The sequence below is a fragment of the Dialister sp. genome, from assembly GCF_047832375.1.
In the GTDB taxonomy this organism is placed as follows: domain Bacteria; phylum Bacillota; class Negativicutes; order Veillonellales; family Dialisteraceae; genus Dialister.
Genome location: NZ_CP181256.1, coordinates 888,540 through 903,858, shown reverse-complemented (window position 1 = coordinate 903,858; position 15,319 = coordinate 888,540). Strand labels below are relative to the sequence as shown.

10 protein-coding genes are annotated in these 15,319 nt (G+C 55.7%); 3 read left to right on the top strand and 7 right to left on the bottom strand.

Annotation, left to right across the window (positions count from 1 at the left end):
- Positions 1–77: 77 nt before the first annotated feature.
- The 4 genes from miaB to ACFWUL_RS03710 all read right to left on the bottom strand — a co-directional run bounded on the left by miaB (position 78) and on the right by ACFWUL_RS03710 (position 5,448).
- On the bottom strand, positions 78–1,424 hold the full coding sequence (gene miaB, locus ACFWUL_RS03725) for a tRNA (N6-isopentenyl adenosine(37)-C2)-methylthiotransferase MiaB (RefSeq protein WP_416177841.1): 1,347 nt from the start codon (positions 1,422–1,424) through the stop codon (positions 78–80).
- Between the two features lie 513 nt (positions 1,425–1,937).
- A complete protein-coding gene (sdaAA, locus tag ACFWUL_RS03720) occupies positions 1,938–2,816 on the bottom strand; it encodes an L-serine ammonia-lyase, iron-sulfur-dependent, subunit alpha (protein ID WP_297041411.1) in 879 nt (292 codons plus the stop codon).
- Positions 2,817–2,826: 10 nt separating this feature from the next.
- The gene (gene sdaAB, locus ACFWUL_RS03715) at positions 2,827–3,489 is read right to left on the bottom strand and encodes an L-serine ammonia-lyase, iron-sulfur-dependent subunit beta (RefSeq protein WP_416177840.1); all 663 of its coding nucleotides are present in this window, start codon (positions 3,487–3,489) and stop codon (positions 2,827–2,829) included.
- 618 nt (positions 3,490–4,107) lie between these two features.
- Positions 4,108–5,448 carry an LPO_1073/Vpar_1526 family protein gene (locus ACFWUL_RS03710; RefSeq protein ID WP_416177839.1) on the bottom strand — a complete coding sequence of 447 codons (1,341 nt, stop codon included), beginning with the start codon at positions 5,446–5,448 and terminating at the stop codon, positions 4,108–4,110.
- A 1,022-nt stretch (positions 5,449–6,470) separates the two neighbouring features.
- Between ACFWUL_RS03710 and ACFWUL_RS03705 the strand changes: the two genes are divergently transcribed.
- From ACFWUL_RS03705 to ACFWUL_RS03695, 3 genes are all read left to right on the top strand, one after another.
- A complete protein-coding gene (locus ACFWUL_RS03705; RefSeq protein WP_416177838.1) occupies positions 6,471–7,277 on the top strand; it encodes an adenosylcobinamide amidohydrolase in 807 nt (268 codons plus the stop codon).
- Between the two features lie 437 nt (positions 7,278–7,714).
- Complete coding sequence (locus ACFWUL_RS03700; protein WP_297020735.1) at positions 7,715–8,755, top strand: zeta toxin family protein; 1,041 nt, start codon at positions 7,715–7,717, stop codon at positions 8,753–8,755.
- Positions 8,756–8,811: 56 nt separating this feature from the next.
- The gene (locus tag ACFWUL_RS03695; protein ID WP_416177837.1) at positions 8,812–9,696 is read left to right on the top strand and encodes an epoxyqueuosine reductase; all 885 of its coding nucleotides are present in this window, start codon (positions 8,812–8,814) and stop codon (positions 9,694–9,696) included.
- A gap of 690 nt (positions 9,697–10,386) precedes the next feature.
- Here ACFWUL_RS03695 and ACFWUL_RS03690 read toward each other — a convergent pair.
- From ACFWUL_RS03690 to ACFWUL_RS03680, 3 genes are all read right to left on the bottom strand, one after another.
- Entirely contained in the window at positions 10,387–11,667 is a 1,281-nt protein-coding gene (locus tag ACFWUL_RS03690) for a metallophosphoesterase (RefSeq protein ID WP_416177836.1), read from the bottom strand.
- Between the two features lie 1,295 nt (positions 11,668–12,962).
- On the bottom strand, positions 12,963–13,748 hold the full coding sequence (locus tag ACFWUL_RS03685) for a TIGR03915 family putative DNA repair protein (RefSeq protein ID WP_416177835.1): 786 nt from the start codon (positions 13,746–13,748) through the stop codon (positions 12,963–12,965).
- Between the two features lie 157 nt (positions 13,749–13,905).
- Complete coding sequence (locus ACFWUL_RS03680) at positions 13,906–15,150, bottom strand: putative DNA modification/repair radical SAM protein (protein ID WP_297020750.1); 1,245 nt, start codon at positions 15,148–15,150, stop codon at positions 13,906–13,908.
- Between the last annotated feature and the right edge of the window lie 169 nt (positions 15,151–15,319).

Here is a 15,319-nt window from a genome sequence, read left to right as displayed (position 1 = left end):
TAAAAGTCTGCGGCTTTGCCGCTAAGGTTCTAAATCTAGACCTAGGCCTAGATCTTTCGGGCCTTCGGCCCGAATCCTCAATCTTCCAGTTTCCCCTTCAGTACCCAGGTCTGGGCCAGGTCCACCCTGGCCTTCACCGTATCTCCCACATGGATGCCTTCTTTATAGGGGAAGAGGATCATCTTGTTGGAAGAAGTACGGCCGTACCAGTGGTTTTCATCCTGTTTGGAAGGTCCTTCCACGATGATTTCATAGGTGTGGCCTTCCATCTTTTTATTGAGGGCCAGGGAAATGGGATTTTCCGTATCCATCAGTTCCTGCAGCCGACGATGCTTTGTCTCGTCGTCGATCTGGTCTTCCATCCGGGCTGCCGGTGTCCCGGTTCTTGGGGAATAAATAAAGGTATACGCCGAATCAAAGCGCAGGTCTTCCAGAAGCTTCAATGTCTCTTCGTGCATGGCTTCCGTTTCTCCCGGGAATCCCGTAATCAGGTCCGTGGTGACCGCAATGTCCGGCATTTTTTCCCGCACATAGGAAAGGAGTTCCTTGAAATGTTCGATGGTATAGCCCCGGTTCATGCGGCGCAGCATTTCATTGGATCCGTGCTGTACGGGGAGATGCATGTGCCGCACCACCTTTGGGGACGCTGCCATGGCATCCACCATGTCAAAGGTCATATCCCGGGGATGGGATGTCATGTACCGTACCCGTTCAATGCCGTCGATTTCATCGATAGCCCGGATGAGGTCGGCGAAGTTGGTACCATTCCGGAAATCGAGGCCATAGGAATTCACATTCTGTCCCAGCAAAGTGATTTCCTTGTACCCCTCGCTGGCAAGCCCGCGAATTTCCCGGCAGATATCGGGAATGGTACGGCTGATTTCCCTTCCCCGCACGTAAGGAACGATGCAGTAGGTGCAGAACTTGTTGCACCCCTGCATGATGGGAACCCAGGCAAAAATCTTTGACTTTCTCACGGACCGGAGTTCACTGTAATCGCTGACACTGTGGGGGTTCCGTTCCGTCTTCACCACGTGGCCGCCATTGGCAGTTTCCTTTGTGATAATGTCCTTCAGGTCATGGATATGGTAAGGCCCCATGACGAAATCGATAATCGGCATCCGTTCGATGAGCTTTCCCTTGTTTTCCTGGGCCATGCAGCCTGCAATGCCAAGGAGCATGTGGGGATTCTTTTCCTTCAGCTTCTTGATTTCCCCGATTTTGCCGTACACCTTTTCTTCCGCATTCTGCCGGACGGAGCAGGTATTCATGATGACAACATCCGCATCCTCCATCCGCTTCGCCGGTTTATATCCCAGTTCATCCAGCTGCCCGTTGATACGTTCCGTATCGCTTTCATTCATCTGACAGCCGTACGTAATTGTATAGTAATATTTATTTCCTGTGAGCCGTTCTTCTTCCACGACTTACCTCCTGTAAACAACGCATAATAAAGCCATTATGATATTATACCATTTTTGTGAGATTCTTGTTTTAAGGTTTTACCGCTATCCGCTAACCGGTCTTCCGCAATCCCCACCATGACGGACAAAAAAAGGATTGGATCCTTCCATGAGAATCCAGTCCCTGTAAATGAAAGAGTTGAGATTTGAGAGTTGAGAGTTGAGGTTCCAGCCGCTTCGCCGCAGGTAGTATGTGGCTGGGGTCGATGCGAAGGGATGAGGGCTTCTAGCTGCCAGCTCCTGGCTGCCAGGAAGGCTCAACAGCCTAGGGCATGAAAAAGCTAATGGGTTCAACCGTAGGAAGCGCCGCAGGCAGATCAGCTTTCCTAATTGCCAGCCGCTAGCAGCTAAAAGCCCCCACATGGGCGCATGCCGCTCATCCACACAAGCGCCGCAGGCGGACCAGCTCAAGGCTCAAGGCTGAAGGCTCAAGGCCCACACACGGACGCACACCGCCTGGCCCTCTCGATCTCCTTATATCTCCTTCGCCCGCCTCATGAGTTCATCGTTGATCTTCCGGCCGGTCTTAGTCATAGCCAGGCCCGCCCGGCTCGTTTCCTTCAGTTCCACCGGCAGCCTTCGGCCCACGTCTCCCATGGCCTCGATCACCTCATCCGGCGGGATGACGCTCTTAATGCCGTTCATAGCCATATCTGCCGCCAGGAGCGCATGGACTGCGTGGAAAGCGTTCCGTTTCACGCAGGGCACTTCCACAAGGCCCCCTACGGGGTCGCAGACCAGGCCCAGGATATTCTTCAAAGCCAGGGCGAAGGCATTGCCCATCTGTTCCGTGGACCCCTTCAGGAGATCCACCGCTGCCGCTGCTGCCATGCCGCAGGCCGCGCCGCATTCCGCCTGGCAGCCCCCTACGGCGCCGGCAATGGATGCTTTTTCCGCAATCACCCGGCCAATGGCTCCTGCCGTAAACAGGGCACAGGTGAAGTCGTACATAGACGCATTCACCTCTTCTCCCACTGCCGAAAGGACAGCAGGCAGGATGCCGCAGGACCCTGCCGTAGGGCAGGCCACGATGCGGTACATTTTCGCATTGGCCTCTGCCGTGGCGATGGCATAGGACGCCGCCTTCTGGCAGATGGGGGACATGAACCGCATATTTCCGTTGAACAGGCGGCTCCCGTCGCCTCCCACAAGGCCGCTGGCGGACTTGGATGTGTCAGCCAGCCCTTTCCGGATAGCTTCCCGGAAAACGGGAATCGTATATTTCATGCGGTCCCATACCTGCTCATAGCTCTTTCCGCTTTCCTCCGCTTCTACCCGGCAGGCAATAATACCGGGCGAACATTTTTCCACGTCCGCCACGGCGAACAGTTCTTTCATCGAATGGTATTCCATGACGGCCTCCTCAGATAATATCCAATGCCATGACGTAAGTAATATTTACGTTCGAATCTTTCACTTTTTCCGCTACCGCCGGCGGTACGGGCTGGTCCGTATGGATGATCATGACCGCCTCACTCCCCTTTCCTTTCCGGAAAAGGCGCATGGTGGAAATATTGATCTGTTCCATCGCCAGTTCTTCGCAGACCTTCGCCACCACCCCCGGCTTGTCGTGGTGCCTGGTGAGGAGCGTATATTCTTCCCCCGTGATTTCCACGTCGTAACCGTCAATATTGGTAATCATGATACGGCCGCCGCCCAGGGACCGGCCGATAATCACAGCATGGGCTCCCTTTTCGCCCCAAGCTTCGATTTTTGCCACATTGGGGTGGCCCATGTCCTCTTCGGAGAGGGAAAAGGAAATGTCCACATTCTTTTCCTGTGCAATCCGGAGGGCATCCCGGATGGTGCCGCTGTCCGGCGCGTAGCCCATGAGGCCCGCCGCCAGGGCCCGGTCCGTGCCGTGGCCCTTTCCTGTTTTGGCAAAGGAGCCGTAGAGGGTAATCCGTGCCTCCTTCACCGGTTCCCCGAGAATGGCCCTAGCCGTCTGCCCGATGCGGGCGGCACCGGCGGTATGTGAACTGGAGGGGCCCACCATGATAGGTCCTATGATATCAAAAATTCCCATGACTGTTCCCTTCTTCAAAAATAAAAACTGCCGCTGCCGGCAGTTGCAGGAGGTTCAAAGTTAATACTGCTTGTACGGCTTTTTCAACATTGAATCAGAATGAAGTTGTAATAAATAGAGTTGAGATTTGAGAGTTGAGGTCCTGCGGTTACGACGAAGTACGGTCGGAGTCATTTGGAACGGGGCTTCTAGTTGCTAGCTCCTAGCTTCCAAGAATGCTCGACAGCCTGCGGCATGAAGAAGCCAACGGGTTCAACCGTAAGCAGCGCCGCAGGCTGATCAGCTTTCCTAGTTGCTAGCCGCTAGTAGCTAAAAGCCCCCACACGTTCACACGCCACCCAGACACACAAGCGCCGCGGGCTGATCAGCTTTCCTGGCAGCTAGAAGCTAAAAGCTGGAAGCCCCGCTCGTTCACACGCCGCTCGCCCACACAGGTGCCGCAGGCGGACCAGCTCAAGGCTCAAGGCTGAAGGCTCAAAGCCTGACCTCAGTGGACAGCATCTGCCCGGCTTAGCTGGGAAAGGGCCTACTATTGCGGCGCTATATGAATTGTGTGCCGCCACCGGCACTCCTCACTCCTAACTCCACACTCCTAACTTGCAGGGGCTTCAGCCCTGCTCACATCCAATGGCTCAGGTCGAAATCTTCGCCAATGGTTTCTCGGATGCAGATCTTGGCAATGTACATGCCCATGAGGGTGAGGGACGAACGGCGGATCATGCTGTTATCCCAGATAGTCTGCAGCTTCTCCAGGTTCGGCGATACCTTGCCCAGGATATAGCCCATTTCCTTTCTGTCGTAATTGACAGGGCGGGATTCCACCAGGGCCAGAATGCTTCTTCTGGTTACTTCATCTTCCAGGCCCATGTCATCGAAGAGGCCTGCCAGGGTGGATTCATCCACCGCCGCCGGTTTCACGTAGGAATTGTAAAGGCTCGGAACAATGGTGCCTTCCGGCCAGGACGGCCAGGCCGCCGCCAGTTCGCTCTTCATGCAGCCCCGGAATGCAAAGATCAAGGGATACGAATCATGGAGTACCTGGCCGAAGGGGATATCCTTGTTTTCCAGGGAAACGCAGTGCAGGTATTCCAGCTGCTGATACCCGGTGTATTCATCGGGCAGTTTATAGAGGAAGGGGGTAATATACTTTTCCGTATACCGCTTCAGGTGCTGGGCATCCACGTTGTCCGTATTCCGGGAATAGTGGAAAATAAGGAGCAGCGCCAGGGCGTGGAATTCGCTTTCCTCCATGCGGGGCATGGCTTTCAGGGCATCGTAGGCCAGGATAGTCTTCGTATCGGAACGGCTGCCCCGGGCCACATCGCCAAAGGCATCGGTCACCATTTCCAGTACCACCGGCGTAGGCATCATGACGTAGGTACGCTGGGCATTCTGCATGGCTTCCTGCACCATAATATGGGTGAGGGTATCCACAGCTTCCTTGTTCTTCATGTGAAGTCCTTCGATAAGGTGCATGGTCACCTTCCGGGTATCCTGTTCCACGGTGGTAGAAACGGCGCCGTACCGGTTCAGGAAGTGGCGGACGAAATATTCCTCCAGGGAGTCCAGGTCCGGCATGGAAGAGAGCACATGGGGCTCCGGTTCCGGCGGGAAGGGTCCCTTGCTGAGGTGGGAAGAAAAGGCGTCCTGGGACTTGGATTCTCCAAAATCCTTGCGGTTGAAGACCCGGGTCTTTTCTTCTTCATCGTCAAAATGGACGGGCTTTGGACGGTTCCGTTTCACCGGGATAATCTGGGTGGAATCATCCACCTTTGATCTGGCAGCTGCCGGTGCCGGTTTTGGCGTTTCCTGCGCTTTTTTCAGCGGGATTTCCACAGTATCATCGGTGACTTCGCTGTTCTTCTTAAACCGCTTCGGTACGCCGCAGATAATAAGGTAAGACACAAAAAAGAAAAGCAGGGCCACCGCTGCTAACACAAGATAAGGAATAATAACCATGAAATCTCCTCATTCAATCTTTCACTGACACAAAATTCAGTTACATGGTACCATATTTTCCCCATGACTTCAATGACAGCCCTCCGTAAGGCGGGAAAGCTTGTTTTGGCTAAGGTCCTCGGTATAATAGAAATGTAAAGTAAACATGCTTGCCAACTCTGGCGGATGGCTGGGTGACGTGCGAACGTGCGGAGCTTTTAGCTTCTAGGAAAGCTGGCTAGCCTGCGGCGCTGAGGAGTGGCTGGGGGGCGTGCAAACGGGTGTGGGCATTGAGCCTTCAGCCTTGAGCCTTGAGCGGATCAGGCCCTTCGGGCCAGGTAACGGATGGTAGAGCGCCGTGCGTTCCTGCGAGGGCTTCCAGCGGCCAGCTCCCAACTGTCAGGAAAGCCTGTTCGCCTGCGGCGCTCCATCAGCTAACCTCCGTCGCCTTCGGCGCCATCGCCGGGCCACAAAAGGAAGGTGCCTTAGTGTGCAGTAAAGGCACCAATTTGGGCCCGGCTCGAGGGTCCTCTGCAGGACACCTCGCCTTCCAGGGAAGGAGGCTAACAACCAGCAGCTTCCCAGGCACTATCCCCACTCGTCATCTCGAGCATTGACACGCTTCCCCTCGGGTGGTAAGCAGAGTAGTGACGCTATAGTCAAAAATTGCTGCATTGTCAAAAAATCGAGAGATCTTTCCGATAGTTGACTGTGACGGGGTTACAACTCCATAGAGCACAGGGCCCTTCAGAATCCCTCTGTCTGCTTCCGCAGACATCTCCCTTTGAAAAAGGGAGACTTCCTGACAGCGGCTGGCGCCGCAAATGAAGTCCCATCCCCTGGCCTTCGGCCATACGGTCTGCACCAAAGCCCGAGATAGATGCGGCGGAGCCGCTGGATACAAACTCCGCGCCGCCCCATTATTCTGCTGCGGCGCACCTCCACTCCTCACTCCTCACTTCTCACTCCTCACTTTTTTGGCCTCCAGTCCCATCCCCCTCGATCTCGACCTCGATCTTATATCTATTCCCCAGGTGACCTAAATGAATCAATCCAATCCCCATACCCCCATTCCCCTTTCGATTCCCAGCGCATCCCTTACGGTATCCCCGGAGAACCTTCTCATTACCTTTGACCGGCCCCACCGGTCCCTGTCCACCGCCATCTACGGCGGCGGTTTCCGGAATGTCCGTTACGCCATGAACCGGAAACTCACCGCCTTCTACGAAAGGGAATCGGATTTTCCCGGAGGCTCCGTGAAAGCCTGGCTCGCCCGCTGTGCTTCTGATGCCGGTGCCGTTCCCGAAGAAAGTGCGGTCCTCCTGACGGCGGCGAAGGTGAATCTCTATTCCCATAAAGTCATCCGCTCCGGCCCGGTGCTGGTGGAAGCCATCACTACCGGCGGCGTGGAAAAGACCGCCTGCCGCGCCTCCTCTTCTCCCCTGTACCGGGAAGAAAAGGGGAAATTCGCCCCCCTGGGCACCATCAATATGATGGTCCTCTTCCATGGCAGCCTACCTGATGGCATCATGGCCCGGGTCCTTATTACTCTCACCGAAGGAAAAACGGCTGCCCTGAATGACCTGGGTATTGCGGACGTAAATAACGGGAAGCCCGCCACCGGTACCGGTACCGACGGCATTACCTTCATCACGGACCCAAAGGGTCCTGCCTTCACCGACGCCGGTCCTTTCTCCGAGCTCGGCGCTTCCCTGGCAAAGGCAGCCTACGAATCGGTGACGGAATGCATCCAAACCTTCGACCATCCCTGGAACGCTTCCCCCCTCCTCGCCACCCCAAAAGCGGTGGACCTGGAGGAACTGCGGAAAAAAGAAAGAATTGAGATTTGAGTGAAGAGAATTGAGGTGGCCAGGCCCTTCGGGCCAATCCTGTTGGCTAACCTCTGTCCGGCGGTGTCACCTTGGAGGACGGAGCAAAGCAGCGCGCAAATTTTCGAACCCCTTTCCAGCGGGGTGAGATGTCAGCAAATCTGACAGGGAGTGAATCTGCAGCGAAGCCGCGGAACCTCAATTCTCAAAACTCAATTCTCAATTCTTTCTTTTTCCGCAGGCGGACCAGCTCTCCTGGTTGCCAGCAGCCAGCAGCTAGAAGCCCCCGCCCGTTCGCACGCTCACTTCCCCACCCGACCCCGGCCCGCAGGGCCTGATCACCTCAACTCTCAAATCTCAACTCTCAACTCTGCATTGTATTCTCGACAAAACCGGCAGTCTCTGATATGATAAAGCCAAGTGTATACAGATGAATTAGCAAAGGAGTTGGTCAGGCTATGCCCTATGACGAGCGGACAGTAGAAGAATTAAGTGAATCAGCGGAAATTACCCCTCCCGGAATCCAGCTGGAAGTGAATGGAGAAATCTTTACCACCATCCACAACCTGCTTTGGACCATGAAGGGGGACGTGGAAATCGACCGGGCCGATGAAGCCCGCCTGTACAGCCTGTGGCGTACCACCATCCGTGAGATGTCGCTTATAGAGCTCCGCAAAGGACAGGGCCTCCCCATGTCTACCCAGGTAAGCATGCTCCGGGAAGCATACAATATCGAAACGAAGTACATGGCAGACCAGATCTTCCGTCCTGTGAACGGGAAACTGACCCGCCAGCTCATTGCCAAAGAAAGTGCATTTGACCGGGCGGAAATGGATGACCTCTTTGAACGGACCGTATGGCCTTCCATCAAAGAAAATAAAACCGGTAACCAGAAGCACCCCATGGCCTTCATCATTGCCGGCCAGCCGGGCTCCGGGAAAACCCGCATGTCCTCCATGATCATTGAAGAGTACAATGGAAATATCGTCCAGTCCATGGGCGACAATTTCCGGGGCTTCCATCCCCGGTACAAAAAGCTCATGAAGAAATACGGCCAGTACTGTGCCTACTTCTCCATGGAACAGGGCCGGTATCTTTCAGACCTTACCATGAAAAAGGCGGCAGAAGGGCGGTACCACATCCTCCAGGAAGGTTCCCTGGAAAACGTATCCCACACCATGGAATACATTTCCTACCTGAAAGACATGGGCTACGAAATCTGCGTACTCCTCCGGGCCTGCCCGAAAAAGGAAAGCTGGAAAGCCATTCACCAGCTCTTCCTCCAGCAGCGGCTGAAAGCGCCGGGCCTGTCCCGTCTCATCACGAAAGATTACCACGACAAAGCCTGCATGGCATTCCTTTCCGCCACCAACGACCTCATCAGCCAGAACCTTATGGACCGGCTCATTATCAAGAGCCCCAAGGGCCTTCTCTATGACAGCGATGATATGCCCACGGAACGGGTAAGCGAACTTCTGGCAAAACGAATGGTCAAATAACCGATCAATGGCAGCGCTCCGGCGCCGCCATTTTTTTCTGTAAAGGATGTGAAACTGTGGACCCGAAAGAGGAATTTGCCAAAGCCGCCCGGTCCCTGGGCCTTGACGCCTGTGGCGCCTGCAGCGCCGTTTTCGAAGATACCCTCAAAAGAAATCTTTCCGAAACCGGTCCGGTCCCCTTTGCGCCGCCGGAAATCGACAGGCGCCTCGCCCCGGAGGAGCTTCTCCCCGGAGCCCGGTCCTTTTTCGTCATCCTTTTCCCCTACAAGACGGAGGATGAAGGAATGGCAAACATTGCCCTCTACGCCCGGCCAAAGGACTACCACCGCATCAATCACCGGTACATGGAAAAAATGGTGGAGAAAATGAAAGCCCTCTACCCCGGGGACTCCTTCCTGCCCCTCACCGATACCTCCCCCATGGTGGACCGGTGGCTCGCCTACGCTGCGGGCCTCGGCTTCTTCGGAAGGAACCACTGCCTCATCAACCCCACCTACGGCTCCTATGTCACCATCGGCACCATACTGACCACCCTTTCCCTTGCCCCCGACAGGCCCCTTTCCCTATCCTGCGGCAGCTGCCATGCCTGCATCGGCGCCTGCCCCGGCAGGGTGTTGGGCGGGAAGACCTTCAACCCCTGGCACTGCAAGTCCTACCTTACCCAGAAAAAGGAGGACCTCACGGAGGAGGAAGAAGAAATCCTCCAAAGAACCCCCTACATCTTCGGCTGTGATGAATGCCAGCGCTGCTGCCCCTGGAACCGCAGGGCCAAACCGTCCCCGCTCCCGGAAATCCGGGAATCCCGGATCCCCTTCCTTTCTCAAGAGGCCCTCCAATCCCTCTCTAACCGGGCCTTTGACCGGACATACAAAGAATACGCCTTCGCCTGGCGGGGAAAAAAGGTGCTGCTGAGGAATTGGGAAGTACTGAAAAAGAAGTGAGCGGCGGACAGATTTGCTACAACCGTGCGGGGCCTTGAGCCTTCAGCCTTGTGCAGATCAGGCCCTGCGGGCCGGGAGATATGTGGCTGAGCGGCGTGCGAACAGGTGGGGGCTTTTAGCTGCTGGCTTCTAGCGGCTAGGAAAACCGGTCCGCCTGCGGCGCTCCATCAGCTAACCTCCGTCAGATGAGATTGAGATTGAGACCGAGATTGAGGGAGACATCGGCTCCGCCGCCGTTGGGGCCCTAAAGACTCTGTCCCTATGACGTGCAATTGACACCGCAGCAGGCGCCTTCCTTGGAAGGCGGAGGTACTTCGGCCGGCCTCTAAGGTGCTCGCTTAGTGTGCAGGCTATGTGCGAGTCCTGCAGAGGACTCGCACGCCAGTCGCAAGTTGGCGCTTGTTCTGCACATAAAAGAGCCTTCCTTTTGTCGCCCGGCCGGAGCTGCCCAACGGGCTGGGGTTAGCCATAGGAAACTGACCAAAGCGCCGCAGGCCGATCAGCTTTCCTAGCCGCTAACAGCTAGAAGCTAGAAGCCCCCGCCCGTACGCACAGTAACTTACACACCCGTCACCGGCCCGCAGGGCCTGACCAGCTCAAGGCCCAAGGCTGAAAGCTCAATGCTCACACCTGTTCGCATACCGTATAATCGAAAAAAGGACTGATGAGAAAATCTCACCAGTCCTTCTTTTATTTCTGTACCACCGTTTCGTGGAGCTTTGTACCATCCGGCAGGTAGCCCGTAAGAACGAGGCGGTCATCGCTGGCCTCCAGCACCGAGTAATTGTCCGTTTCCGGCTGGGGTGCCACGTATTCGTCGAGGGCATGCCGCTTCCAGAGTCCCGGGTAACGCACATTGCCCGAGAGCCCGTCGATCACGTATACCGGACCCCTGCCGGAACGCTGGAAATCGTAAATCCGTCCCCGGTCCCGGTACGTATGGAGGTGGGCGGAAATGACCAGGTCCACTCCGTTTGCATCAAAGATGGGCATGAAAGCCTTCCCTTCCTCGGAGAATCCCTCTTCCCGGTGGGGCCGATTCTCGTCGGCAAATCCGTACTGCAGGGGATCCTTGTGCATGAGCACCACTTTCCACTTCTGCTTCGTCCCCTTCAGGTCCTTTTCCAGCCAGGCCTTCTGTTTTTCGAAAAGATCCGGAAGCCATTCCCCCTCTTCCGTGAGAGACGTATCAAGCACCGCAAAGTGCACGTTTCCCCAGTCGAAGGAGTAGTAATGGTTCTGCATCTTCTCGTCCCCATTGCCAGGAAGGGAAAAATGGGTAAGGAAACGGTCAGGCATATGGTTCTTCCAGTCCAGGGAGTAAGCTTCATGGTTGCCGAGAGCCGGGGCCACGGGGATCTGGGAAATAGCCGGTTCCACATCTTCCATCCAGGTCTGCCACTGGTATTCATCGTCCCCGTTGTCCACCAGGTCTCCCAGTGCGATAAAGAAGGCCGCATCTTCATTGGCCTTTGTGGCGTTGGCAAAAAGCTTCTTCCAGTCACTATAATCGGAGCTCTGGGAATCGGAAGTAACGATGGCTTTGAAGGATTTCCCGTCATCCGTCTTCAGGGGATACCAGGTGCTCACCTCATTGCCCTCCCGGGTCCGGTATTCGTAGGCCTTTCCCTTTTCCAGGTTTTCCAGCACCGCCGTATAAATGGTACCGTCTTTGATGCCCTTATTCCCTTTCAGGTTCTTCCGGGATGTGGGCACGGTGTAAATCGTGCTCCCTCCCTGTTCCCTGTATTCCAGGGACTCCTCATTGGCAGAGGGCATTTCCCACATGATGGTCCTGCCCTTTGTATTGTCCGACGCCACCACCTGCCGCACATCAAAGGGCTTCATAGTCTCCTTCACCGGCCCGGACTGTGCCTGCTTCGAAGCGGGCCGGGCACTGCCGCCGCATCCGGCCAGGGAAAGTACCAGCGCCGCTGCAGCCGCCAGGGCTGCCCATTTCTTATTTATCATAATGTCTCCTTACTTTGAATTCAAAAAATACGATATTCATTGGTCCTATTGTAAAAGTTAAAGTAAGGTTGAAGTCAAGGAATTTTACGTACAAATATTGTGGCAGAGCCGTTTTTCCCAGGAAGCGTGACAGATCGAGGCTCATGGGGATGAGACCAAAGGCCCAGGGAATGAGGAATGGTGGTGCGCCGCAACAGAATAATAGGGCGGCGCGGAGTTTATATTCACGGCTGGGAGCTTGCGTGTGGCCGTGTGGGGGCTTCTAGCTTCTAGCGGCTAGCTTTTAGAAAAACTGATCAGCCTGCGGCGCTTCGATCAGTTTCCGACAGCTAACCCCACCCCGTTGGAGTGGCAAGCGAACGGGGTTCGCAGGGAGCCGAAGGCGACTGAGAACTCCGTGAGACGCTTCCCACCGGGAGCCCCTGCCCGACTTCGCTGGGAAAGGGTTCACTGGATTTTCGCTCGCTGACGCTCACTACAGCACGGCTATCAGCGACTCACAACAATTTGAGCGTCGCTTCGCTCCTCCAAATTGTGTTCGCTGCTGTAACTCCAGTTCGCTTGCTTCCCCGAGGAAGGGGCCTGCTGCAGAGTCAATTGCACGTTATTTGTGCAGAGTCATTAGGGTTCCATCTGCGGCGGAGCCGCTGTCAACAGTCCCCCTTTTTCAAAGGGGGATGTCACGTAGTGACAGAGGGATTCTGATGGGCCCTGCAGGCCAATTCCATTACCATCTCTCAGCCCGGTGGGCAGCTCTCTTCTGGGAAGAGAGCCTGCTGCAGAGTCAATTGCACGTTATTTGTGCAGAGTCATTAGGGTTCCATTTGCGGCGAAGCCGCTGGACCTCAGTTCTCAACTCTCAAATCTCAAATTCTTTCTTTTTCGCCGCAGGCGGACCATCTTTCCTGGTCGCTAGCAGCTAGAAGCTAATAGCCCCCACCCGTTCATACGTTCACACAGCCACCCGTCACCCGGCCCGCAGGGCCTGTCCAGCTCAATGCTCAAGGCTGAAGGCTCAAGGCCCCATCCGTTCGCACGCCGCCCAGCCACGACAGCACCGCAGGCGGACCATCTTTCCTGGCCGCCAGCAGCTGGAAGCTAAAAGCCCCCACCCGTACGTACAATCACTCAGTCACACGACGCCCGCCGCAAAGCGGCTGACCAGCTCAAGGCTCAAGGCCCTTATACGTTCGCACGCCGCCTGGCCACCCCTCAGAGCCGCAGGCTGACCACCTGGATCCAGGCCATCCGGGCCTACGGCCCTATTCCTCTCGATCTCGATCTCAGTCTCGATCTCATTTTCCCTCCAGCCCCTTCAGGTCCAGGTCCTGCGCATTATAGGTATCCGCCATTTCTGTGAGATAGGCCCAGTACTTCTTCGGGATGAAATTCTGCCGTTCCTGCGGATTCCGCCGGGCTTTGATGCTCAGGTGCCGGTAGTAGTCCATCCAGAGCTTCCGGTAATCCTTTTCCTCTTTTTTATATTTCAGGTTCTTTTCTACGTGCTCCACAGCCACAATGGACACCTTGCCGTTTCCGTACACCGCCGCCTCGTGGCGGTTCACATCGTAAATGGCCCACCACAGGGTGGACAGGCGGTCCTTGAAATGGGTGGCCAGCACCGGCAGGATATGGTGGGTAGGATTGATAGCGGCATAGAGGAAACCGTCCTCCAGTTCGCTGAACCGGAGGATACCTCGAAATTTTTCCGTTTCATTTCCCACTTCCCGGCACATGGCAATGATGTCGGACACCCAGGGCTCCTTCTCATGGGCATAAATCCGTTTCTTCAGCTTGAATCCGTCCCTCATGAAAATGAAAAGCTTCATTTCCCGTCCCCTGTCGTCGGAAAGGAAGGCCCGGTACAGCCACCGCATGGCCCGTCTTCCGCAGCTCTTTTCAAAGGCCGCCGCCACCTTTTCCGCCTTCAGGTAGTTCGTCTCCACCAGGTATTCCTGGCCGAACAGGTGGGATTCTCCCACGAAGGGAGCGATACTCTCCAGATGGCTGGTGCCGTAATGGTAAATCTCGTAAACCGACGTCAGGAAACCGGGATAGGTTCCATCGTATAAGTAGTGCATAGAACTCCTGTCTCCTTTCGAGAAATGAATTTCATGGGTATAGAGGTTGGTGAAGAACAGGTTGGATGGGTTGGATGGGTTGGATGGCTTGAATAGCTTGATTTGTATTGGTGGATTTCAACCCTTCCAACCTATTCAACCCTTCCAACCTCTCCCCTCACGTCTGGCCGTCGAAGAGGCTCATTTCCCGCACTTCCCGGGCGGCGGTGCGGGAGATGAGGCGGTTCCGGAGGTGTGCGTTGTCCAGGGAAATATTTCCATAGTACCGCCCTCCTACGGTGATGAAGTAGGAGGCCCGCTTCATGACCACCCCTATGCGCCGGAGGTCGTCGAAGGACAGGAATCCCAGCCGCCGGAGGCGGACGATGCGGAGGGCGCTCTTCACGCCGATGCCCGGCACCCGGAGGATCATTTCATAGGAAGCCCGGTTGATTTCCACCGGAAACAGCTCCCGGTGCCGGAGAGCCCAGTTGCATTTCGGGTCCAGTTCCTCATCGAAGTCCGGCTCTTCGGGAGTCAGGATTTCCTCCGCCCGGAACTTGTAGAAACGAAGCAGCCAGTCAGCCTGGTACAGCCGGTTCTCCCGGTTCAGCGGCGGCCGTTTGATGGCGGGCAGGTTCTTCCCCCTCATCACCGGCACGTAGGCCGAGTAGTACACCCGCTTCAGGGACGCCGCCCGGTACAGTCCCTCCGTAAGGAGAAGGATCTGCCGGTCGCTTTCCCCGCTGGCCCCCACGATGAGCTGGGTGGTCTGGCCTGCGGGCACAAAGGAGGGCGCCCTTTTGAAATGCTTCTTCTCCTCCCGGTGAGCTGCAATGGAATCCCGGAAAAACTTCATCGGCGCTATGATGGCTTTCTTCGTCTTCTGGGGCGCCAGGAGATGGAGGGACCGTTCCGAAGGGAGCTCGATATTCACGCTCACCCGGTCCACGTACCGCCCCAGTTCGTCCAGCAGGGCCGGATCCGTACCGGGGATGCCTTTCATGTGGATGTACCCGTTGAAATGTTCCTGTTCCCGGAGAATCTTCGCCGTCCGGATCAGGAGCTCCGTGGTGTAGTCCGGAGATTTGAGAATGCCGGAGGACAGGAAAAGGCCTTCGATGTAATTTCTCTTGTAAAACTCCACCGTCAGATGGGCGATTTCCTCCGGCGTCAGCATGGCCCGGGCCGTATCGTGGCTTCGGCGGTTCACGCAGTACTCACAATCATAGATACAGGAATTGGTCATGAGAATCTTCAGGAGGGAAACGCAGCGCCCATCGGCGGTCCAGGTGTGGCAGATCCCGCTTTTGTGGGCATTCCCCAGGCCCCCCTTATTCGCCCGGGCAGACCCGCTCGACGAGCAGGACACATCATACTTCGCCGCATCCGCCAGTATATCCAGCTTTTCTCCAATATCCATGGCAGCCTCCTCTAGAACATTTTTTCTTGTCCTATTATACCACAAAAGAGAAAAAATGTTCTCAGAGAAAGAGTTGGGAGTTGAGTTAAGAGAGTTGAGATCCAGCCGCTTCGCGGCAGATGATGAGTGGTTAAGAGCCGTATGAACGTATGGGGGCTCCTGGCTGCCA

Bases quoted from the DNA above. Each gene is read 5' to 3' on its own strand.
- ACFWUL_RS03685 (WP_416177835.1), bottom strand. From the start codon at position 13,748: ATGCACTACTTATACGATGGAACCTATCCCGGTTTCCTGACGTCGGTT.
- sdaAB (WP_416177840.1), bottom strand. From the start codon at position 3,489: ATGGGAATTTTTGATATCATAGGACCTATCATGGTGGGCCCCTCCAGT.
- ACFWUL_RS03700 (WP_297020735.1), top strand. From the start codon at position 7,715: ATGCCCTATGACGAGCGGACAGTAGAAGAATTAAGTGAATCAGCGGAA.
- ACFWUL_RS03710 (WP_416177839.1), bottom strand. From the start codon at position 5,448: ATGGTTATTATTCCTTATCTTGTGTTAGCAGCGGTGGCCCTGCTTTTC.
- ACFWUL_RS03680 (WP_297020750.1), bottom strand. From the start codon at position 15,150: ATGGATATTGGAGAAAAGCTGGATATACTGGCGGATGCGGCGAAGTAT.
- ACFWUL_RS03705 (WP_416177838.1), top strand. From the start codon at position 6,471: ATGAATCAATCCAATCCCCATACCCCCATTCCCCTTTCGATTCCCAGC.
- sdaAA (WP_297041411.1), bottom strand. From the start codon at position 2,816: ATGGAATACCATTCGATGAAAGAACTGTTCGCCGTGGCGGACGTGGAA.
- ACFWUL_RS03690 (WP_416177836.1), bottom strand. From the start codon at position 11,667: ATGATAAATAAGAAATGGGCAGCCCTGGCGGCTGCAGCGGCGCTGGTA.